General features: G+C 49.8%; 22 protein-coding genes and 1 pseudogene. 4 read left to right on the plus strand and 19 right to left on the minus strand.

Going from position 1 to position 20,309, the window contains the following annotated elements:
* Positions 1 to 29: 29 nt before the first annotated feature.
* The 11 genes from AADZ70_RS11260 to AADZ70_RS11310 form a co-directional block, all read right to left on the minus strand.
* Positions 30 to 662: a response regulator transcription factor gene (locus tag AADZ70_RS11260; RefSeq protein WP_016937973.1), complete on the minus strand. Its 633-nt coding sequence runs from the start codon at positions 660 to 662 to the stop codon at positions 30 to 32.
* A complete protein-coding gene (liaS, locus tag AADZ70_RS11265; RefSeq protein WP_045925986.1) occupies positions 640 to 1,722 on the minus strand; it encodes a two-component system sensor histidine kinase LiaS in 1,083 nt (360 codons plus the stop codon). The genes AADZ70_RS11260 and liaS overlap by 23 nt, the downstream gene beginning before the upstream one ends.
* Positions 1,719 to 2,450, minus strand: a complete 732-nt coding sequence (liaF, locus tag AADZ70_RS11270; protein ID WP_047477581.1) for a cell wall-active antibiotics response protein LiaF — start codon at positions 2,448 to 2,450, stop codon at positions 1,719 to 1,721. The genes liaS and liaF overlap by 4 nt, the downstream gene beginning before the upstream one ends.
* Positions 2,451 to 2,478: 28 nt before the next feature.
* Positions 2,479 to 3,348, minus strand: coding sequence for a DUF4097 domain-containing protein (locus AADZ70_RS11275; RefSeq protein WP_342007050.1), 870 nt, complete (start codon positions 3,346 to 3,348; stop codon positions 2,479 to 2,481).
* A gap of 105 nt (positions 3,349 to 3,453) precedes the next feature.
* Positions 3,454 to 4,131 (minus strand): PspA/IM30 family protein, encoded by a 678-nt coding sequence (locus AADZ70_RS11280; RefSeq protein WP_342007051.1) that lies wholly within the window; start codon positions 4,129 to 4,131, stop codon positions 3,454 to 3,456.
* A 13-nt stretch (positions 4,132 to 4,144) separates the two neighbouring features.
* On the minus strand, positions 4,145 to 4,525 hold the full coding sequence (locus tag AADZ70_RS11285) for a protein liaI (protein WP_049627343.1): 381 nt from the start codon (positions 4,523 to 4,525) through the stop codon (positions 4,145 to 4,147).
* 167 nt (positions 4,526 to 4,692) lie between these two features.
* Complete coding sequence (locus AADZ70_RS11290) at positions 4,693 to 5,961, minus strand: MFS transporter (RefSeq protein WP_016937967.1); 1,269 nt, start codon at positions 5,959 to 5,961, stop codon at positions 4,693 to 4,695.
* 164 nt (positions 5,962 to 6,125) lie between these two features.
* Positions 6,126 to 6,695 carry a cob(I)yrinic acid a,c-diamide adenosyltransferase gene (locus tag AADZ70_RS11295; RefSeq protein ID WP_188154469.1) on the minus strand — a complete coding sequence of 190 codons (570 nt, stop codon included), beginning with the start codon at positions 6,693 to 6,695 and terminating at the stop codon, positions 6,126 to 6,128.
* Positions 6,692 to 7,918: an ATP-binding cassette domain-containing protein gene (locus tag AADZ70_RS11300; RefSeq protein WP_342007052.1), complete on the minus strand. Its 1,227-nt coding sequence runs from the start codon at positions 7,916 to 7,918 to the stop codon at positions 6,692 to 6,694. The genes AADZ70_RS11295 and AADZ70_RS11300 overlap by 4 nt, the downstream gene beginning before the upstream one ends.
* A complete protein-coding gene (locus AADZ70_RS11305) occupies positions 7,915 to 8,961 on the minus strand; it encodes an iron ABC transporter permease (protein WP_342007053.1) in 1,047 nt (348 codons plus the stop codon). The genes AADZ70_RS11300 and AADZ70_RS11305 overlap by 4 nt, the downstream gene beginning before the upstream one ends.
* The gene (locus tag AADZ70_RS11310; RefSeq protein ID WP_047477560.1) at positions 8,924 to 9,868 is read right to left on the minus strand and encodes an ABC transporter substrate-binding protein; all 945 of its coding nucleotides are present in this window, start codon (positions 9,866 to 9,868) and stop codon (positions 8,924 to 8,926) included. Before AADZ70_RS11310 ends, AADZ70_RS11305 begins: the two co-directional genes overlap by 38 nt.
* A 188-nt stretch (positions 9,869 to 10,056) precedes the next feature.
* Between AADZ70_RS11310 and AADZ70_RS11315 the strand changes: the two genes are divergently transcribed.
* Entirely contained in the window at positions 10,057 to 10,848 is a 792-nt protein-coding gene (locus AADZ70_RS11315; protein WP_016937962.1) for an SDR family oxidoreductase, read from the plus strand.
* 48 nt (positions 10,849 to 10,896) lie between these two features.
* Here AADZ70_RS11315 and AADZ70_RS11320 read toward each other — a convergent pair whose 3' ends face one another.
* The 5 genes and pseudogenes from AADZ70_RS11320 to AADZ70_RS11340 form a co-directional block, all read right to left on the minus strand.
* Positions 10,897 to 11,775, minus strand: a complete 879-nt coding sequence (locus tag AADZ70_RS11320; protein ID WP_045925977.1) for an SMP-30/gluconolactonase/LRE family protein — start codon at positions 11,773 to 11,775, stop codon at positions 10,897 to 10,899.
* 66 nt (positions 11,776 to 11,841) lie between these two features.
* A complete protein-coding gene (locus AADZ70_RS11325) occupies positions 11,842 to 13,584 on the minus strand; it encodes a HAMP domain-containing sensor histidine kinase (protein WP_060964297.1) in 1,743 nt (580 codons plus the stop codon).
* Positions 13,581 to 14,288: a response regulator transcription factor gene (locus tag AADZ70_RS11330; RefSeq protein ID WP_016937959.1), complete on the minus strand. Its 708-nt coding sequence runs from the start codon at positions 14,286 to 14,288 to the stop codon at positions 13,581 to 13,583. Before AADZ70_RS11330 ends, AADZ70_RS11325 begins: the two co-directional genes overlap by 4 nt.
* A gap of 172 nt (positions 14,289 to 14,460) precedes the next feature.
* Positions 14,461 to 14,648, minus strand: a pseudogene (gene rsoA / locus AADZ70_RS11335) (sigma-O factor regulator RsoA).
* A 51-nt stretch (positions 14,649 to 14,699) separates the two neighbouring features.
* Positions 14,700 to 15,230 (minus strand): sigma-70 family RNA polymerase sigma factor, encoded by a 531-nt coding sequence (locus tag AADZ70_RS11340; protein WP_116746237.1) that lies wholly within the window; start codon positions 15,228 to 15,230, stop codon positions 14,700 to 14,702.
* A 240-nt stretch (positions 15,231 to 15,470) separates the two neighbouring features.
* On the opposite strand from AADZ70_RS11340, the gene AADZ70_RS11345 reads away from it, so the two are divergent.
* The 3 genes from AADZ70_RS11345 to AADZ70_RS11355 all read left to right on the plus strand — a co-directional run bounded on the left by AADZ70_RS11345 (position 15,471) and on the right by AADZ70_RS11355 (position 17,391).
* Positions 15,471 to 15,626, plus strand: a complete 156-nt coding sequence (locus AADZ70_RS11345) for a YvrJ family protein (RefSeq protein WP_016937956.1) — start codon at positions 15,471 to 15,473, stop codon at positions 15,624 to 15,626.
* 116 nt (positions 15,627 to 15,742) lie between these two features.
* A complete protein-coding gene (locus AADZ70_RS11350) occupies positions 15,743 to 16,903 on the plus strand; it encodes an oxalate decarboxylase family bicupin (protein ID WP_016937955.1) in 1,161 nt (386 codons plus the stop codon).
* Between the two features lie 65 nt (positions 16,904 to 16,968).
* Positions 16,969 to 17,391, plus strand: a complete 423-nt coding sequence (locus tag AADZ70_RS11355; RefSeq protein ID WP_016937954.1) for a regulatory YrvL family protein — start codon at positions 16,969 to 16,971, stop codon at positions 17,389 to 17,391.
* 36 nt (positions 17,392 to 17,427) lie between these two features.
* On the opposite strand, the gene AADZ70_RS11360 is transcribed toward AADZ70_RS11355, so the two are convergent.
* The 3 genes from AADZ70_RS11360 to AADZ70_RS11370 are packed head-to-tail and all read right to left on the minus strand — an operon-like array spanning position 17,428 to position 20,297.
* Entirely contained in the window at positions 17,428 to 18,231 is an 804-nt protein-coding gene (locus tag AADZ70_RS11360; RefSeq protein WP_007613715.1) for an ABC transporter ATP-binding protein, read from the minus strand.
* Between the two features lie 18 nt (positions 18,232 to 18,249).
* On the minus strand, positions 18,250 to 19,260 hold the full coding sequence (locus AADZ70_RS11365; RefSeq protein WP_016937953.1) for an iron ABC transporter permease: 1,011 nt from the start codon (positions 19,258 to 19,260) through the stop codon (positions 18,250 to 18,252).
* Entirely contained in the window at positions 19,260 to 20,297 is a 1,038-nt protein-coding gene (locus AADZ70_RS11370; RefSeq protein ID WP_173363133.1) for an iron ABC transporter permease, read from the minus strand. Before AADZ70_RS11370 ends, AADZ70_RS11365 begins: the two co-directional genes overlap by 1 nt.
* Positions 20,298 to 20,309: the final 12 nt, after the last annotated feature.

Below are 20,309 nucleotides of genomic sequence, written 5' to 3' on the forward strand. Positions count from 1 at the left end.
AGAGTGTGCATAGCGCCGCTCTCCTTTTTTCATTTCACGAGATGATTGCGGTGGGCATATACGGCGGCCTGCGTGCGGTCACTGACATCAAGCTTTGACAATATATTAGTGATGTGGGTTTTCACCGTTTTAATCGTTATGAACAGCTCTTCCCCAATCTCTTTATTCGTCTTGCCTTCCGCGACGAGACAGAGGATTTCCAGTTCTCTCTTCGTCAGCGTTTCATGCGGAAGCTGATTCTCTGAATGGCGCAGCCTTGACAGCACTTTTCCCGCCACCTTCGATTCAAGCTTCGGTTCGCCCTTGGCAGCCGCTCTGATGGCTTCGGCTATTTCCGCCGCCTTGGACGTTTTCAGCAAATAGCTGAGCGCTCCCGCTTCGATTACCGGGTACACTTTATCGTCATCAATAAAGCTCGTCAGCACGATGATTTTCGGGTCATCGAGTTTGGCGCAGATCTGTCTCGTCGCTTCGATGCCGTCCATGCCGTCCATGACAAGATCCATTAAAATCACATCCGGCAAAAGCGCGGCGGCCAGATCGACGCCCTGCTGTCCGTCTGATGCTTCACCGGCGACTTCAATGTCCGGCTGTGCTTCTAAAAACGCGGCCAGACCCATCCTGACCATTTCATGATCATCAATCAGTAACACTCGAATCACTGTCGTTCTCTCCTTTTGTTTTCTCGTAAATCGGGACTTTCACGTCGATCTGCGTGCCTTTTCCCTTCACTGAGATAATCTCCGCTATGCCGCCGATTTCGCTCGCTCTTTCCTTGATGGAATGCAGACCGTAAGAGGACGCTTTGACTTGATCCATTGTAAACCCCGCCCCGTTATCAATGACTTTAAGCTGAAGTTTTTGATGTTTCGCGCCGAGTCTGACGGTGACCTTGGTCGCCTTTGAATGCCTGAAAACGTTGGAAAGCGCCTCTTGTACGATTCGGAACAGATGGTCTTCAACGCCTTTTGACACACCCGTGTCGCTGATATCCCACTCAATATCAAGCGGCTGCTTCGCTTTGAACTCTTTTAACAGCTCAATCAGCCCTTCTTTCAAACCTTTTCCTTCTAACGTGACGGGCCGCAGATGCAATAGCAGCGCCCTCATTTCGTTTTGCGCTTCCCCCGCCATATGTTCAACCATGCGAATCCGTTTGACGATTTTGTCATCCGCATCTTTCACCTGCTCTAAGACGGCGGATGTCATCATAGAGATGGCAAAGAGCTGCTGGCTGACGGCATCGTGCAGATCGCGCGCCAGCCGCTGGCGTTCTTCAGTAATGACCGATTTTTTCATTTGATCCTGCCATTCCGCCCGCTCGTTGGAAAGCTTTTGCAGCGATGTGACCTGCAGCTCGACCCGCTTGGCCATTTCGTTGAGCTGGTCTGCCGCCAGACCGATTTCATCATCACCGAGCGGCGGCACCCGATAAGCGAAATTGCCGTTTTCAAATTTCAAAACCGCTTCAATCAGTGTATCCATTCTCGTTTTCAGACGGCCGCCGTATACATAACCGGAAATCAGTCCGGCCGAAAGGGACGCCAAAAGCAGGATGACCACAAACGGAATACCGAACCAGCCGGAAGAAAACAAAAGCATCGGATCAAGCCCGTAATATAACAGCATCAGCGCAATAAACACCGCGCAAAGGAGCAGACTGAGCCCCGCGGTCATCCGCATGGCGCGCCACTGAATATTGGCGAGTAATTTTTTCCTCATAAATACTTCACATCCACATCGCCGATGAATAGAGAAATTGATATTTTAATCCTCCGCGGCGAGTCGCCGTACTCAGAAGACACTTTATACAGATTCGTGCTCATGCCGCTTTTCTTAGAACCAAGCAGGTTCATATCGCCGATAAAAGCTGATGAACTGACGGACACTTCGATATCGGACGGGACGTACACATCAACATTGCCGATGACGCCGCTGATTGTCATCGTGCTTTCTCCTTCAGGTATCATCGCCTTTGATAGATCAATTTTCACATCACCGATAAACCCGGAAACATTTAAATCATTCAGCTCAAACGGGTCCTTCATCATGCGCAGCTCGCCGATAAAAAAGCTGCGGAGGTCCGGCTGTCTGCTTTCCGGCTGGACGGCCGGCTTTGGCTGTTCTTCTTTTTCAAGGCTGATTTTCTTTTCTTTATGCTCCAATACGCGCTTTCCTTTCAGGAGCCTGTAGCCCGCGTAAATGAGAAAGGCGGCGAAGGCATAGCCGAACAGGCTGAAGGTGGCGCTGAACAGGTTTCTCAAAAATAAAAAAGCGGCAAAGATATACAGGACGGAGCCGAGCCAGCCGCGGGAGTATTTATTAAAAATATAGCCTGTGATCAGAAAAAAGAGCGGCCAAAACAGGAAGTCGCCAATGCCGATAATACGTAAAAACATGCTGACGCCTAATAAGGCGATGATAAGTCCGAGAATCTGTTTTTTTGCCATGTCAGCTGCTTGCCCCTCCTTTCCTTGTCTATTGCAGTGCAATATTGCCGCTCGTCACTTTTATATCTATCGGCCTGGCGCCGCTGCCTTTCATGCCGGTGAAGGTCCCGCCTTCCTTACTCGTTTTTTCAAAGGAATAGGACGGCTGAATCCTTCCGCTTGCCGTTTCGGCGTTTACCGTAAAATTCCCGTCTTTCGTCAGGCTGATGGCTGCGCTGCCGCTCGCAAGCCTGACGGATACGGGAGCGTTCGCCGTCTCAAGCGAGGCGTCGACACTGCAGGAAGCGCTCCTCACGTCAAGGGCTCCCTTCACATGATGAAGCCTGGTATGTCCTGAGGATGAGCGGACTTCCGCCGTTTCAGCCGCAAGATCGGCTGCTTCGAGATCGCCCGACAGCCCTTTTGCTTTAAACACATCCGTCTTCACATGCTTCAGCGATATGTTCCCGCTTACAGAACGGACGCCGAGATGCGCAAGAGACAGCCCCTTGTTTCCGTCAACGGAAATGCTGCCGCCTGATGTTTGGACGGTGATGTCCTGATGATACTCATACGGGATGCGGACAATCAGCAGAGGACGCTGAAAGAGATTCAAAAATTGGAATCGTTTCTCCTTCGCTTTGAGATTGAGGGTTTTCCCCCTGCTTTGGACAAACATTTTCCCCGCTGGTCCGGTCATGTTTACCGCGATGTCATTCCGCTCTTCCGCAATGATTTTCACATCCGTCTGTTCCGACGAAACGGACAGGCTTTTGACGGCATGAGGCGGCACGCTTGCCGATACCGATTCTGTTTCGTACAGCGAAAACAAACGCCCGGCAAACACTTCTTTCACCAAAAACAGACAGCAGATCAGAACGGACGCCGCCATCAGCCCTTTGGCAATCTTACGCTTCATTACGTTCCATCCTTTTTCATTCATTTTATTATAAAGGAAAAGCCGGATAATTGATACGTGCGTATAGGGAAGAGGCGTAAAAGCGCCGACCTTCCCTTGTGCACATTATTCATGAGCCGCTTTTTGATGCTCTGCTTTTTCCAGAGAAAGCGAGCGCATTTTTTCAAGCTCAGCTTCGACCTCGTCCGAATATTGCGAGCGGCTGTGTTCTGTATTCGCCTCAGCCGAAGTGCCGTATTTGACGCGGACTTCCATTTCTTCAATGCGGTTTTCCATTCGGAGAAACTCTCTGTAGGCGCTTTCGCTGTCAATCTTGTCAAAAGAAGCGTTCATATGTTCCTTCGCTTTTGCCGCGTTGGCGCGGGCGATGAGCGCCTGTTTTTTATCCTTTACGTCGCGAAGACGCGTTTCCAGGGTTTCCAGCTGTTCTTTCAGCTCGGCCAGCTGTGTTTTCGCCTGCTCGTACGCTTTTTCATGTTCGGCCGCTTTTCCCTCAAGGTATTTCATTTCAGTCAAAGCCTTTTTCGCAAGCTCCTCTTCCCCGGCGTCAAAAGCAAGCTGAGCCTGATTTTTCCGCTTTGCCGCCGTTTCGGAAGCGTCCTCCTGTTTTTTCTTAAACTGATGGACGATCGTGTGCTGTTTGACGATCGTTTGTTTCGCCTTAGCGATGTCACCTTCCATATCACGCACATATTGATTCAGCATGACTTTCGGATTTTCTAATTTATCAAGCCCTTCGTTAACAGATGCGACGAACATATCTCTTATTCTTTTTAAGACCATTTTGTCTTCCTCCTTATTTTTTCTTCAAAAATTCTTCCCATTCAGAGTCAAAGCCGGATTGGTATCCCGGTGATGCCGCTTCGGGTTCATACTGGCGGGAAGCTGTGTCTGAGCCGCCCTGCTTCATCATTTTCCATCCGCCATACACCATGGCGCCGGCCAGTCCGATGGCAACGATAAATGGAAGAGAGCCGACAAGAATCATAGCTCCGATGACGCCCGCGATGATGCCGGATACGGCGCGGCCGTTTGAGAAACGTTTGATTCCCCAGTAAAGCATCAGGCCTCCGATCGCCAGCGGTATGATAAACGCGAAGTGGCCTCCTCCGAAAAAGACAGAAAGTCCGAACACAATCAGCAGAAAGCCGCCTGCCGTTTTTACATTTATATTCATGCAGATCCTCCTTTCGATTTCCTTGTCTTTACTATAAACAAATCCCCCGGCCGGCAAAACGAATCAGAGATTGATTTTCATATCAGACCGGAGTCGTATAAGCCCCCCGACCCTTACGACAAAAAAACGCCGCTGCACCGGACGGCGCAGGGCGTTTTACAAGAATGCTATATTCTGATGCTCGCTTCTTTTTCCTTGATGAGATCAGTGCGTTCCGCTTTGGCAAGCTTCGTAAAGAACAATATCCCGAGACCTGACAGGACTTCAACAAGACCGCCGGCGGCAATGACTTTTCCGGGACCGAAGGCGTTAGCCGCATATCCGCAAAGAACCGCACCGAGCGGAATGGATATGTTGGAGATCATATGGATGACGGCATAGACCTGCGGCTGATCATCATGATCCACAGACGTTTGAATAATGGTATACTCCGGCACATTTATGGCGCTGACGGCTGATCCGAACGCAAACGCCGCAAGGAAGACGAGCGGCAGAAACGTGTTGATGCCGGTGATGAAAAATGCAGCCCCTTCTATGATTCCCGCTGACACAAACAGGAGACCGTATTTGTTCACCTTCACCTTAGCCAAAATAAAACCCATTAAAAAAGCTCCGCCCGTGCCTGTCGCTTTCAGAAGCGAGTAAATGATCGGCGGCATATGTAAATCTTCGGCGACGTAAACGGCGGAAAGCGCCTCCCACGGAGCGGCCGCAAAGTTCATGAAAATACAATAGATGGCGAGCGGGTATAAAATTTGGTGTTTTCTAACGAGCACAAAACCCCGTTTAAGCCTTCCGAAATACGTCCCGCGCTGTCTGACGGCGGCGGTATCCTGTTTGTCATGCTGAACTTGGTATGACATAAAGAGTACGAGAAAACCTGATAGAAGATAGAATATAAGTGCGATAAACAAAGAATAGGCGGGACTGATAAATGTTAAAAACACCCCGCTCAGCGTAATGGCGGCAAGCCTGACGATCTGGCCTGATGACTGGATGACCGCATTCGCTTTCTGCAGGCTGTTTTCTCCGACAATATTGGGGATTAAAGAGATAGATGCAGGATTATAAGCAGCTCCGGTGGCTGAATGCACAATCATGAGAAGCATCACAAACCATAAAGGAGAAAAACCGTTAAAATAACAGACCGGAATGATTAACACGACCGCCGCGCGTGTGAGGTCTGAAAAATACATCCAGAATTTCAGCGTATGCTGCTTCATAAAAGGCCCGGTAATCGGCGCCAGCATCGCCTCCGGAAGGAACGTAACCGCAATTAACAGCGCCGTGCCGATCGCCCCTTCACCGTCAAAAATCAAAAACCAGAGAATGGAATTAAAGGCAAAACCGTCTCCCGACAATTTAACAAGCCTTGAGATAAACAGAAAGGTGAAATTTTTATTCCAGATGCTCTCGCTCTTATGATTTGTATCCATCTATCAAATCCCCCATTTTTTTACAATGTTTCTTATAATATCTCATTTTTTAATTTTTCAGTCAATAATGCATAAGATACATTTTCCTTCTGGCAATAAGGGTTCAATTGATGGATATCGCCGTTAAAAACAGCCGGCTTCCTCTCGCCGGCTGAATCAAAACGTTATTCATCTTCACGGAATACTGGGGCGCTTCTTTCATACTCTATATCTTTCACGCCATGTCTTGCGTTGACTGCTCTTGCCGCCGCGAAAAAATAATCAGACAGGCGGTTCAAGTAACGCATCACCGTGTCATTTATCTCTTCTGTTCTGCCAAGTTTCACGATGAGACGCTCCGCCCGTCTTGTGACGGTCCTGGCAATGTGAAGCTGAGCAGCCGCCTTATGCCCGCCCGGAAGAATAAATTTTTCAAGCGGAGGCGCTTCAGCGGTATAACGGTCTATGCAGGCTTCCAGCACGGTAATAGATTTCTCTCTTAATGTATAGCTCTTATTCTCCGTGACAGTCGCCAAGTCGCCGCCGCAGTCAAACAGCTCATGCTGAATGTTTCTGAGTTCGGCTTTCAGATCACCGCAATTCTCACAATCATCAAGCTCCGCAAGCGCAAGCCCGATAAAGCTGTTCAGCTCATCGATCGTCCCGTAGCTCTCAACCCGCAGACTGTCTTTATCCGTTCTGCCGCCGATCAGGCTTGTCTGTCCTTTATCGCCGGTTTTCGTATACAGCTTCATCGTTCTGTTCCTCCTTCTTCCGCCGCTTTTACACATGCCGCGGTTCCTCTTCTCACAGCTTTTTCCGCATGGCGGACGTCCATTACCTTTCCTGTCTGCAAGGCACAAATGACAATGTCGCCGTTTGCCTGTCTGCCGGAAAGAGCCTGCATTCTCGCTTCCGTTGCTGCCGTTAACAGCCGTACAAATCCTTGTTCAGATAAGCGGCCGCTGATGAGCGCCCAAACGGTGTGCTTGGCGGTCACGGCAATCGTTATCGAATCAAACGTCCGGCAGACAAAACCAGCCGCCGCTGATCCGGTAAGCCGGCGGCTCCACGAAAAGCCTGAGCCGTCAGATGCGGTTGACAACATTCTGAACGGACGGTCTGTTTGAAGCGTTACGGTATTTCCGCTTTTGTTTATCAAAGAGGCGAACGGAACGCTGGCGGACTCTCTTTCCTCCCGCACTTCCGGCATGAAGGCGATCAGCGGTTTCGGTGACGCTTTTTGGCCGACAGCATTGACGGTGATGCCGTAAATGTCTTCAATCGTTTCTTTTTTCAAAGCCTGATCCGGCGTCTGCTTCGAAAAAGCGCGTCCGTCTTTCATCATCAGGAGCTGATCACAGTATTGTCCTGCGGCGTTGAGGTCGTGAAAAATACTGATGACCGTCAGGCCGCTTTCTCTCGTCAGCCGCTTCACCGTATCAAGCAGGTCTTTTTGATATTTGAGATCAAGAAATGTCGTCGGCTCATCCAGACACAGCACCTCAGGCTGCTGAGCCAGCGCCTGCGCCAGAAAGACGCGCTGCCGCTCCCCGCCGCTCAGATTGCGGACGGATTGCTGCGCATATCGGTCGATGCCGGTCATTTCCATCGCTTCCCGAACAATGTCTTCGTCATGTTGATCCATCTGTCTGAAGAGTCCCTTTTGATACGGGTATCTGCCGAAAGACACCGTTTCCTTCACGGTAAATGAAAAGGCTTGCTCCGTATGCTGCGGCAAAACGGCCATGATTTTCGCAAGCTCCCGCGGCTTGTATCTGCCCACGGGCCTGCCTGCGACAAGCACTTCGCCTTTTGACGGAGAAAGCATCCCCGTCAGCAATTTCATCAGCGTTGTTTTTCCTGAGCCGTTCGGACCGAGTATGCCGACAAATTCACCCTTTCCGGCGGTAAAGCTGACATCCTCTACAATCATCCGGCCTCCGTACCCGCCGGACAGGCCGCTCACCCTGATCATAAGCGTTTCCCTCCATGATGCTGGCGAAGCAGAATCAAGGCAAATACAGGCGCTCCCGCCAAAGCCGTCATAATGCCGATCGGCAATTCGACAGGTTCAATGACGGTGCGGGAAAACAAATCAGCCAAAATGAGAAAACCGGCGCCCGTCAATGCTGACAGCGGGAGTAAATGGCGATGATCCGTTCCCCATAAAAGCCGTGTCACATGGGGAATGACAAGGCCGACAAATCCGATTGTCCCCGATACGGCAACCGCTCCTCCCGTCAGCAGAGATCCGGCAGCGATCATCAGCAGTTTTCTTTTTCCCGTACTGACGCCTAACAGCCTTGCCTTTTCTTCTCCATAAGTCATAATGTTTAATTCTCTGCCATTGATAAGCAGAAGCGCCGTCCCGGCCAGAAAAAAAGGCAGAAACAGCGCGACATAGCCCCAGCCCCTCATTGATACGCTTCCTAACAGCCAGCGCACAATCGGGAGCAGGTCATTTCCCGTTAAAGCGATCACAAGCGAAATGAGAGCTCCGAGAAAAGAATTCATGATGATGCCTGTCAAAATGAGCGTCGAAACAGACATCGACGCATGAACGAGACGGCTGAAAAACAGAACCGCCGCCATGACCGCAATGGCTGCGGCGATGCTGACAACCGGAAGTGTGAACCGGCCGATGACTGGAATCTGGAAGCCGAAAAATAAGGTGATCACGGCTCCCGCCGAAGCTCCCGAAGACACCCCGAGTGTATAAGGGTCGGCGAGCGGATTTTTCAGAAGTCCCTGAAACGCCGCTCCCGCAATAGATAACGCGGCTCCGACAAGGGCGGCCAGAACGACTCTCGGCAGGCGGATATTCATCATAATATTGACATTCATAGGGTCAGCCGAGGATGTCCGGCCAACCCCGATCCAAAAAACGTCGGATAAAGGAATATGCAGACTGCCGATTGAAATGCCAAACGCCGCACAAACGGCTAAAAACAGCAGGGTGACCGCGTAAGCCAGCGGCCGGTTACTTTTTAAACGTTTCAGGATAAACGCTTTCCGCAAGCTTCTCGACCCCTTTTACAAGGCGCGGGCCTGAGCGTGTGACAAGGTCAGGATCAACAGAATAGACGTTGTGGTGTTTGACCGCATTGACGGCACCCCAGCCGGCGCGTTTTTCCACTTCAGCGGCCTTTACGCCGTCTGTCGTAATGATGACGTCCGGATTCATTTTGACAATCGCTTCATCCGTCAGCTGCACCCAGCCGGTCTGGCTGCCGGCGGCGTTTTTCGCATGTATATCTTCAAGCATTTCGTTCATAAACGTGCCCTTTCCCGTTGTATAGCCGTCAGGAGAAACCTCGACGAATACTTTCTTTTCATCTTTTTCAGAAATCGCCGCCGCTTTCTTTTCTATGCCGGAAAGGTCGGATTTCATCTTTTTGATCAGCTTGTCCGCCTGCTTTTCTTTGCCGGCTGCTTTTCCGATCATACTGATTGATTTGTACACGTCTTGGAACGATTGCGCATCATTGACCGTTAAGACGGTGATGCCCGCATCTTTTAACTGCTTCATCGCATCGGCGGAAGCAGACATTGAGGACGCGTGGGCCAGCACGAGATCCGGCTTCAGCGCGATGACTTTCTCAGCGTTTACATTCATATCTCCGACTTTCGGTTTTTTTGCAGCTTCTTTCGGATATGTATCATTGGTTGTGACGCCTGCGACCTTATCTCCCAGTCCGAGCGCGTATGTAATTTCCGTATTGCTCGGCATGAGGGAGACGATTTTTTCGGGCGCCTGCTTCATGGTTACTTTGTCATTTGCGGCATCCTTGATAGTTACCGGGAATGCCTCGGTTGAAACGGCTTTTTGTTTGGCCGGGCTTCCTTCTTCTTGCGCGCCGGAACAGCCGGCGGACACAACGGCGGTGACAAAGAGCGCCGCCCAGACGGCAGTGATCTTCTTCATTCTTTTAACTCCCCCTGATTATGGTAAACGATTGTCTTCTTGACATTCGTATCCTTTTTTCGCAGTAATTATACTATAAGTCTTGAAGGCTTGTATATCCGGCCTTTTTTGCATGAAAGCAAATGATTCGTAAACACTAAAATTCATCATGTATACTGTTACACAATGGAGTAAAAAGGAGGATCATCATGGAATTACAGCTTGAACGAAAACTCGTATTAATCACAGGATCAACTTCCGGCATCGGAAAAGCCGCGGCAAAAAGCTTTTTAACCGAAGGCGCCGAGGTGATTGTAAACGGAAGAAAAAAAGAAACCGTTGAACGGACGGTTGAGGAGCTTTCCGCTTACGGAACGGTTCACGGCATCGCCGCAGATTTATCGCGCCAGGAGGAGGCCGATGACCTGATCAAGCGCGCCGCCGGAATCGGGGAAGTCGATATTCTCGTTAATAACCTCGGTTTTTTCGAAGTAAAGGACTTCGCGGATGTATCTGATGACGAATGGACCCGGTATTTTGAAGTGAATGTCATGAGCGCTGTGCGCCTGTGCCGGCGTTTTCTGCCGCAAATGCTTGAAAGAAACAGCGGACGGATTTTGAACATCTCCAGTGAAGCCGGTGTCAAACCGCTTGCGCAAATGATTCCGTATTCAATGACGAAAACGGCGTTAATCAGCTTGTCACGGGGAATGGCGGAAATGACAAAAGGCACGAATGTCACGGTAAACTCTGTGCTGCCTGGACCGACATGGACCGAAGGCGTCGCTTCTTACATGGAAGGAGCCGCAAAGGCCGCTGGAGAAGATACGGACAGCTTCGTTCGGGATTATTTTAAAGTGAATGAACCGACATCTTTGATCCAGCGCTATGCGACCCCGGAAGAAGTCGCCAATACGATTGTATTTCTCGCTTCAGCTGCGGCATCTGCCATTAACGGCACCGCACAGCGGGTTGAAGGCGGCATCATCCGCTCCATTTAACAAAAAAAGCCCGGCACAATGGGACTGTTCCCATATGCCAGGGCTTTTTTACATGAGGCCTGCAAACGGAACCGGCTCCCAGCCGCCTGTCTCAAGCTCTGCGGAAAACAGGCCGCCCGCATGCGGCTGTTCAAGTCTTTCGGCTTCCGTCAATTTTTCCGTCGCGGTCGTAATGTATAATGTGTTGAGCTCCCTTCCTCCGAACGCACAGCAGGTGACGTATTTTGCGGGAACTTCAATAGATGCAATTTCCTTATGCGAAAACGGGTCAATCCGGACGGCACGGCCGCCTCCGAACAGAGCCACCCACAGCATTCCGTCCCGGTCAATAGTCATCCCGTCGGGAGATCCTTGCGACTCCGGAAAGCGGTAGACTGTTTTCGGATCTGATACGGCTCCGGTTTCAGGATCGTATGCATAACAGACGATTTCCTGCGTCGGAGTATCAATATAGTACATCAGGTTTCGATCCCGATCCCAATCCAAACCGTTCGAAGTGGAGACCTGGTCTTTTATTTTGGCAAGACTGCCGTCCGTATTCAGACGGTACAGCGAAGCCTCCTCTTCTTTGCCTTCCATGCTCGTCGTCCCCGCCCATAATCTTCCGGACGGGTCGCATTTGGCGTCATTGAAACGGATATCTTCCCGCATGTCTTTCGGCTGCTTCATCTTCGTCAATGTGTCTTCCCGGAGATTGTACAGGTAAAATCCGTCTTTCATCGTCATCACCAGCTCTTCCTTTGAATACAAGGCCAGAGCCGTGACAAATGATTTGAATTTAACGGAACGGTTGATTCCGTCAGCCGGAGTGAAAATATGGAGCTGGCTGCCCAGTATATCCACCCAGTACAGGCATTGCTTGTCCTTATCCCATAAAGGGCCTTCTCCTATAACTGCTCTCGTATCTGCTCGTAATGCTGCTTCCATGTGTGAACACCTCTTCTTTTGCTTGTCAGTCTTCTATTGTTATTCCCGACAAAGCGGCGTCCAAACTCAATCTTTCTTAAAAAGAATCGTAATCACCGTTCCGGCGCTGATTCTGCTGTTGACATGAATGGTTCCGTTATGGAGGTGAACCAGCTCCTTAGCAATGGCGAGCCCGAGTCCAGTTCCTTCTGACGGCCCCTTCGTATTCGTTCCCCGGTAATAACGGTTAAACAGCTGGTGAATCGTTTCGTCGTCCATTCCTCTTCCGTTATCTTTCACCTTCAGAATGAGCTGTTCTGCTGATTCCTCAAGCACGACCCGAATGGCGGTCCCTTTTTTATTATGCTTTACCGCGTTTGCCAGCAGATTCTCCAGAATACGGCGGAACCATGCTTCATCAATGGCGAAAAGAATGTCTTCCTTTTTGGTTTCAAAGGCGATGTCATAGCCTTCCGAGAACGTGTTTTTCGTGAAATCGTTCGTGACGTTTCTGATAAACGGAACGACGTTGATCAGGCGCCGTTCGATCGGGAGGGCGGCGTTTTTCAGACGGTATGTCAAGTTCAAGTCCTCAATCAGCTTCGACATATATTCTGATTTTTCCCGGACAATCTGCCCCATTTCTTTGACTTCTTCCGGGGTCCAGTCGTATTGCTTCGATTCAAGCATCATGCTGTAGCCGTAAATCGTGCTCAGCGGGGTTTTCAAGTCATGGCTCAGACCGGCGATCCACTCTTCCCTTGTCGCCTGGATTTTTTCTCTGTTTTTCTTATCCCGCTTCAGCGTGTCCGTCAGCTGATCCATTGATTCGAAAATCTCAGCGAAAAAGCGGAACGGCTGCTTTGTTTTGCCTTTTTTGTTTTTGCTGACCGGCTGTCCTTTGCGGTTCTTCGGCTCTTCAAGCCGGCCCTTTGATAAATTGACGAGCCATTTGATGGTATGAAACAGCGGCCAGCCGAAACGGAAAGAGTACCAGATGGTCAGGATGCAGATCATCAATACTAAGATTCCGATCAAGAGGAAGAGGGTTTTCATCACATTTCTCAGAAATGACTTGTTAAACTCATGATCGGGAATGTACACGGGGTTCGGCACCGACGCGACCATCCATTTCGTTTTATCGAGTCTTTTAAAAGAAATTTCCCGCTTGTAATTCCACGGTTTGGAATTGTATTTCAGCAATTCAAGCTCATTGACGGTGTTCCGCTCTTTTTTGGTGCTGTTGATATCCCCGAGCAGTCTGCCGCTGTCTTCGAGAAGGTAGACCGCCCCTTTTTCCCGTTTAATATAATCAACCGTGCTTTTTTTATATTGAGAAAGAGAAGCGAGAGATGGCTCCTGGGACTCGATGTAAGTGAGAAGCTGCTCACTGGCGGATTTCCAGCCGAACAGAATCAGATAGGTCTCATCATTAATCGTGACCGTCCAGTAGTTCAGCTTATAGTTGTCGAAATTCCGGTACTGATAAATGGATAAGAGATCTTTTCTGCTGTAATGGCTCGGGACGTCTTTCGGCACTCTGTACGCGTAGTCCGTTTTTTCTTTGTCATTAATGATCTGCAGCCAGCCCTTCTGCTTTCTGACCGACATCTTTAAAAATTCATCGACATCCCATGTGCCGTCTTCGTTTTTATCAAGCCACGCTTCAAACGAGTCTGCCGTCGCTTTAGTAAGTCCCGCATTGGCTTCCGCTTCGCTGAAACGCCAATCCAAATAGAAGAAAGAAGCGACGGCCAAAACGGACATCAGCAGGATGACAAGCAGCAGCTGACCGAAAAAGTGAAGCAGAAATTTTCCGCGCATTCTCATGAGCGGGTTCCTTTTTCTCCTTGATCGGGAATAAACCGATAACCGAGGCCGCGCACCGTCACAATATAGGACGGATTGCTGGGGTCTTTTTCAATCTTTTCTCTGAGCTTGCGGATGTGAACCATGACGGTGTTGTTGTCGCCGTAAGACGGATAGCCCCATACTTTTTCATAGATCTGGTCTTTAGAGAGCACCACATCAGGATGTTCACAGAAATATTGAAGCAATTGCAGAAGCTGTGCGGAGCAGCTGACGGGCTCGCCCCCGACAATCAGCTCGGCGTTTTGCGGCGAATAGGAAAAATGGCTGTATGAGTACGTTTTCTCTTCGCGCTTATAGGTTCTCTTCAACGTCGCCCTGATCCGCGCCGCCAATTCAAGCGGATTAAACGGCTTTGTTATATAATCGTCAGCTCCCAATGCAAATCCTGACAGCTTATCCGCATCAGACGACCGGGCAGTCAGAAAAAAGATCGGAGCGTCGGTATAGTTCCGGATTTCGGCGCATGCCTCAAAACCGGACATGCCTTCCATCATCACATCCAGCACGAGCAGATCCGCTGTCTCATGTTTAACAAACTCAATCGCTTCCTCTGCGCTGCCTGCTGTCTTAATGTTGTGATAGCCTTCTTTGACGAGAACGCGCTTGACCATATCAACGATCGCCTTCTCATCGTCTACAATTAAAATTGACGCATTTTCCACCTTGGACGTTCCTTTCTCTTTGTTTTTTTCATCATATCATTATATGGATAAGATTTGGTACTTTTTTAGTGCGGAGGTCTTGCGGGGAAACAGAAAAGAAAAACGAGACCGGACATCTCCTCTCGTTTTTCTCGCGGTGTCAGAGCGGAATCCTAATCATCCCGCCGCTTTGTCAGGAGCTTTCATTTATAAGATGAAGAATAAATTCCCAAAATCCCGGCACTTCCTGGCATAACAGCATGTCCGCTTTCTCAACGATTTTAATCTTCAATTCCTGTTCCAGATCTTCTCTTTCCTGGTAAGACGTATTGCTCAGTTTTTTTTTATCATTGGCGAAAAACGCGAAATTAAAAGTTCCATTTCGTCGATATCTGTTTTCCCCTTATTGAAGTCAAATGGCCCGTTCACTGCTTATTTTCCCCCTTTTTTCTGCTTGTCCAGCTGCTTTCTGAGATTGTCGAGACCCTTTTTATGAATATTGGAAATGTTCTGCCGCGACTCCCCCAGAGACTCGGCAATCTCCTTCATTGTCGCTTCGTGAAGGTAAATATTCGTCAGCACGCTTTTTTGTTTATCGGTTAACGTCTGGAGCGCTTCGTATAAATCCCGGTTTTGGACATGCTGGCTCAAATCCCCCTGCTGCCGCAGAAACTCTTCATACGCGTCTTTTCCCATTTCATAGGGAAGCGCTTCACCTCCTTCCGGCTGATCCACCGTAAGCGGATAGCGCTTCTGATTTTTGCGGATGCGCTTGTCAAAGTCGATGGAGAAAATCCGGATCATAGAATTCATATATTTGATGATCCGGATTTCCTTATAAAACTGCTTAAAATGTTCGTCCAGTGATTTTGCATCCTTCTCGTCTGAATGTTCGAGCACATTTTTAAATTTCTCGTAATGCTTAGGGTCACTCAAGAAATGTTTGACGATCGGATGTTTCATGATTTCCTTGCATTTTGACCGTAAAAGAACTTGATAGTCCATAAAACCGCCTCCTATTTAAATTAAATGAAAGAAAGCAAAAAAAAGTAAACTACTCCTTTCCGACTAAGGTTTCACACTCCTTATGTCCCGGTTTTGCCGGAACAAAAAAAGACTCTCGCCCGGATATCAGGTTTACAAGAGCAGCACGTTCTTTCACTTATATACATGACTGCAGGTCAAGTCAGGAGGTGGCTGGTGATGGATCAGGTTTTTATAGAAGAAGTTGTCAGACAGATCGGCAATCTCGGCTTTCCGGCTCTGATTGCCATGTATCTTCTCACACGGTTTGAGAAGAAGTTTGACGCCCTGATCGAGCTGATGGCGGAGCTGAAAGACCAGAAAATGAAAAATTAATTTTCACACGAAGTTGACTTTTCATCAGGACGCATCACTTAACAAAGCAGAAGAGAAAACGAAAGGCCTTTCACATTCTCTTTCTGAAAACCAAAGCTTGAGAGGAGACGATTTACATGTCAAAAGAAAACAACTGCAATATCCCGCAGCCGATCAGAGGAGACAAAGGAGCGACCGTCACGATACCGCGCAACCTGGAAAGAGACCGCCAAAATCCGGATATGCTGACGCCGCCGGAAACGGATCACGGCACGGTGGATAATATGAAATTCTCTTTCTCAGATGTGCATAACCGGCTGGAAAAGGGCGGATACGCGCGTGAGGTAACCGTCCGCGAGCTGCCGATTTCTAAAAATCTCGCATCTGTCAACATGCGTTTAAAACCAGGCGCCATCCGTGAGCTGCATTGGCATAAAGAAGCGGAATGGGCATATATGCTGACGGGCAAAGCGCGGGTCACAATTGTTGATGAACAGGGACGCAGTTTTATTGATGACGTGAAAGAAGGAGATCTGTGGTATTTCCCATCAGGCCTGCCGCACTCCATTCAGGCGCTGAAAGAAGGCTGTGAATTCCTTTTAGTCTTTGATGACGGTTCATTCTCAGAAAACAGCACATTCCAAGTAACTGACTGGCTTGCCCACACACCGCTTGATGTCATCGCCAGCAACTTCGGGGTTTCAGAAAAAGACCTTGCCGGACTGCCGGGGAAAGAAAAATATATCTTTGAAGAACCTGTTCCCGGCAAGCTGAAAGATGACATTGTGGAAGGACCGAACGGCGAGGTGCCTTACCCGTTCACCTACCGTCTGCTGGATGAAGGTCCGACTGCTGAAACGGACGGCGGCAAAGTATATATTGCGGATTCCACAAATTTCAAAGTGTCCAAAACGATCGCTTCAGCGCTTGTCGTGGTCGAACCGGGCGCAATGAGAGAGCTGCACTGGCATCCGAATACACATGAATGGCAGTATTATATTTCCGGTAAAGGACGAATGACGGTGTTTGCTTCGGACGGCCATGCGAGAACTTTCAACTATCAGGCCGGAGATGTCGGCTACGTTCCGTTCGCCATGGGCCATTATGTAGAGAATCTTGGGGATGAGCCGCTCGTCTTCTTGGAAATCTTCAAGGATGACCACTACGCCGACGTGTCTCTGAACCAATGGCTCGCCATGCTTCCTGAGAAATTCGTCCAGCAGCATCTGGATCTGGGCAAAGACTTTACGGATATTCTTTCGAAAGAGAAACACCCTGTCGTCAAAAAGAAATGCTGAAGACACACACCGACTTGCAGAGTCCGTCTCTGCAAGTCTCCTCTGTGTAAAAAGGAGCTGAGCAGATGATCAATCAAAACGGGCCGAAATTGTTTTTTCTCCAGGTGCTCAGGTATGCCCTGGCAGCGGCCGCCGTATTATTCGGGTATTTCATCGTGATGATGACCGTTTTTTCATTAGCCGGGACGAGCTACGGATCAATGGCGTACGTCCTGCTTTTTTCCGTGCTTTTTATTCTTCTCGGTTTATGTTTTGAACCGCTTGAGCGGCTGATGATACATAGCTTTACTTTTTTTAGGACGGGCAGGCTGCCTTTTCTTCTTTTAGCCAGCACCGTTCAGCTGCTGTTCCTCTGGATGACTGCGTATACGACGGATAAAATGATTGAAAAGATTTGGCTGTCAACGACCGAGGAGCTGATTGTGGCGGGGGTTTTTTTCGTTTTGGATAAATGCGTCTCCGGGCAAAAGCAGCCCCGGGCGCAATAAAAAAACGCAGACCGAAATGGTTCTGCGTTTTTACCGTCATACCGTGGCATTTTCATGCCGGATTAAATCGTATGTCAAGCAGACGGGTTTGTTCGTGCGCGGATCTTTAACGATCTGTGCGTCAATCTGAAACACGTCTTCCAATATGCCGGGCGTCATGACTTCCTCCGCCGTCCCTTCCTTGATGACGCGCCCTTTTTTCAGCGCAATCATATAATGGGAAAAACGGGCGGCATGGTTCAGATCATGAATAACCATTAAAATCGTGCGCCCCTGCTCTTTGTTTAATTTGTCCAGCAGCTGCAGAATTTCAAGCTGATGGGCGAGATCTAAATAAGTGGTCGGTTCATCAAGAAGCAGCAGCTCCGTTTCCTGAGCGAGCGCCATGGCGATCCACACACGCTGCCGCTGTCCTCCGGAAAGCGCTTCGATCGGCCGGTCGTAAAATTCGGCCATCCCCGTCTCTTCAAGCGCCCACTTGATCATATCACGGTCTTTATCACTTAAGCGGCCCATTCCGGACTGATGCGGAAACCTGCCGTAAGAAACAAGTTCGTATACCGTCAGCCCGCTCGGCGCTTCAGGCGTCTGCGGAAGGATGGCCATTTCCTTGGCGATGTCCTTCGTGGATTTTTGCATGATCGCCTGTCCGTTTAAATAGACGGCGCCGGATTTCGGTTTCATGATTCTTGACATCGTCTTAAGAACCGTCGATTTTCCGCATCCGTTTGGGCCGATCAGCGTTGTGATTTTTCCTTTCGGTATGGCGATGTCCAATTCTTTCGCTATCAGACGGTCTCCATAACCGACAGTAAGCTGTTCCGCCGATAATGAGTTCATCGCGGCAGTCTCCTTCCTCTATTTCGTTTTCATCAGCAAATAGACAAAATACGGCGCTCCGAGCACGGAAATCACCAAGCCGACCGGAACCTCGGACGGCGCAAGCACATTTCTCGCCAGCGTATCAGCGAGCAGAAATAAAAATGCGCCGATTAAAGCCGAAACCGGAATAAGCGTTTGATGGCGCGGCCCGGTAAGCCTTCTGGCCAAATGCGGGGCAATCAATCCGAGAAAAGCGATTCCGCCGGCTGCCGCAACACATGACGCGGCCAAGGCGGCAGCTGAAAACAGCAGAATGCGCCGTTCCTTTTCGACCCGGGTGCCGAGTCCCGCCGCCAGCTGGTCACCGAGCTGGAGCACGTTTAAATACCTCGCTTTATAGAGGCTGAACGGCAAAAGAACCAGCAGCCACGGCAAAATGGACAGCACCATTTTCCAATTGGCATTCCAAATCGAACCGGAAATCCATACAAGCGCCTGCATGAAGTCCCGCGGGTCCATTTTCAGCTGAAAAATCAAGAGAAGCGCATTAAACCCCGCATTAACGCCGATCCCGACCAAAATGAGCCGGACAGGCGAAACACCTTTTTTCCAAGCGAGCACATAGATGAGCAGCACAGCCAGAAAAGCCCCCGCCAAAGCGCTCACCGGAAGCAGCCATGTACTGAACATGCTTAAATCAGCAGCGGACCCTTGGAAAAAGAAGATAAACAGAACGACCGCCAAAGACGCTCCGGCGTTGATACCGAGAATGCCCGGCTCCGCCAAGTCATTTTGAGACACGCTTTGAAAAATCGCGCCTGAAACCGCGATTCCGGCCCCGACCAGTAATGACAGCACCATGCGCGGCAGTCTGAATTCAAATAAAACGAGCTGATCCCGGGCATCCCCCTGTCCGAAAAAGACACGTAACGCATCGAAAGGCGCAATCCGGATCACACCCATATTTAAGCTGATAAAAAAGACAATGCATATGAGCAAAAACGTAACGGCTATAACCGCGAGCGGTTTTTTCGATTTCACATTCATTACAGCCCTCTCCTTTCCCTGCGCGCCAAATAAAAGAAAAAGGGAACGCCGATAAGGGCCGTTAAAGCGCCGACCGGTGTTTCAAACGGCGCATTGACGAGTCTTGCCGCAATGTCACTGAAGACTAACAAAACGGCGCCGAATACCGCAGAACAAGGAATAATCCATCTGTAATCTACACCGACTAAAAAACGGGTGATGTGCGGAATCACCAAGCCGATAAAAGAAATGGCTCCGGCGACTGAGACTGAAGCCCCCGTCAAAAGGACAACGACAACCATTCCGATGACTTTCACAAGCGCCGTGTACTGCCCGAGCCCTTTCGCAAGCTCCTCACCCAAGCTCAGCACCGTCACTGAGCGCGCAATCAGAAATGCGAGCAAAAGTCCGATGACGCCGACTGCCAAAAGCAGCTGGACGCCCTCCCATTTCACGGACGCGACTCCTCCGGCATACCAGAACTTCACATCCTGAGCGACATCAAAACGGATCGCAATCGCGCTTGAAAGCCCCGTTAAGAAATAGCCGACCGCCGTACCGGCCAGCGCGAGCTTCACCGGTGTCAGCCCGCCTTTTGAAAACAGGCCGATGCCAAACACAATGAGCGCCCCGATTCCCGCTCCCATAAAGGACCACAAAACAAGCCCAGCGGCAGAGAGCCCCGGAAAAAAAGCAAATGCCAAAGCGATCGCAAATCCCGACCCCGACGTCACGCCCATAATGGAAGGCTCAGCAAGCGGGTTCCGCGTCAGCCCCTGCATGATCGCGCCGGACACAGCTAAAAAAGCCCCGACGAGCGCGGCGGCGGCAGTTCTCGGCAGCCTCAGATCGCGTATGATTTGATGAGATGTATTTTGCGGCTGAAAGTGAAAGAGAGCATCCCACACCGTCCGCAGATGAATATCGGCAGCTCCGATGGAAACAGACAAGGCCGCGCCGATCAATAAAACCGCAATACCGGCACACAGCAGCACAGCCGCCCGGAATGAACGCGCCGTCCACTGGATTTCGCTCCCTGATGCCCCTTGAGCCGTCATTGTCTGCTTCTT

Source organism: Bacillus sp. YBsi01, assembly GCF_038406745.1.
GTDB lineage: Bacteria > Bacillota > Bacilli > Bacillales > Bacillaceae > Bacillus > Bacillus siamensis.

Coding starts and splice junctions, on each gene's coding strand:
- liaS (WP_045925986.1), bottom strand. CDS start 1,722: ATGAGGAAAAAATTACTCGCCAATATTCAGTGGCGCGCCATGCGGATG.
- liaF (WP_047477581.1), bottom strand. CDS start 2,450: ATGGCAAAAAAACAGATTCTCGGACTTATCATCGCCTTATTAGGCGTC.
- AADZ70_RS11275 (WP_342007050.1), bottom strand. CDS start 3,348: ATGAAGCGTAAGATTGCCAAAGGGCTGATGGCGGCGTCCGTTCTGATC.
- AADZ70_RS11280 (WP_342007051.1), bottom strand. CDS start 4,131: ATGGTCTTAAAAAGAATAAGAGATATGTTCGTCGCATCTGTTAACGAA.
- AADZ70_RS11285 (WP_049627343.1), bottom strand. CDS start 4,525: ATGAATATAAATGTAAAAACGGCAGGCGGCTTTCTGCTGATTGTGTTC.
- AADZ70_RS11290 (WP_016937967.1), bottom strand. CDS start 5,961: ATGGATACAAATCATAAGAGCGAGAGCATCTGGAATAAAAATTTCACC.
- AADZ70_RS11295 (WP_188154469.1), bottom strand. CDS start 6,695: ATGAAGCTGTATACGAAAACCGGCGATAAAGGACAGACAAGCCTGATC.
- AADZ70_RS11300 (WP_342007052.1), bottom strand. CDS start 7,918: ATGATCAGGGTGAGCGGCCTGTCCGGCGGGTACGGAGGCCGGATGATT.
- AADZ70_RS11310 (WP_047477560.1), bottom strand. CDS start 9,868: ATGAAGAAGATCACTGCCGTCTGGGCGGCGCTCTTTGTCACCGCCGTT.
- AADZ70_RS11315 (WP_016937962.1), top strand. CDS start 10,057: ATGGAATTACAGCTTGAACGAAAACTCGTATTAATCACAGGATCAACT.
- AADZ70_RS11320 (WP_045925977.1), bottom strand. CDS start 11,775: ATGGAAGCAGCATTACGAGCAGATACGAGAGCAGTTATAGGAGAAGGC.
- AADZ70_RS11325 (WP_060964297.1), bottom strand. CDS start 13,584: ATGAGAATGCGCGGAAAATTTCTGCTTCACTTTTTCGGTCAGCTGCTG.
- AADZ70_RS11340 (WP_116746237.1), bottom strand. CDS start 15,230: ATGAAACATCCGATCGTCAAACATTTCTTGAGTGACCCTAAGCATTAC.
- AADZ70_RS11345 (WP_016937956.1), top strand. CDS start 15,471: ATGGATCAGGTTTTTATAGAAGAAGTTGTCAGACAGATCGGCAATCTC.
- AADZ70_RS11350 (WP_016937955.1), top strand. CDS start 15,743: ATGTCAAAAGAAAACAACTGCAATATCCCGCAGCCGATCAGAGGAGAC.
- AADZ70_RS11355 (WP_016937954.1), top strand. CDS start 16,969: ATGATCAATCAAAACGGGCCGAAATTGTTTTTTCTCCAGGTGCTCAGG.
- AADZ70_RS11360 (WP_007613715.1), bottom strand. CDS start 18,231: ATGAACTCATTATCGGCGGAACAGCTTACTGTCGGTTATGGAGACCGT.
- AADZ70_RS11365 (WP_016937953.1), bottom strand. CDS start 19,260: ATGAATGTGAAATCGAAAAAACCGCTCGCGGTTATAGCCGTTACGTTT.
- AADZ70_RS11370 (WP_173363133.1), bottom strand. CDS start 20,297: ATGACGGCTCAAGGGGCATCAGGGAGCGAAATCCAGTGGACGGCGCGT.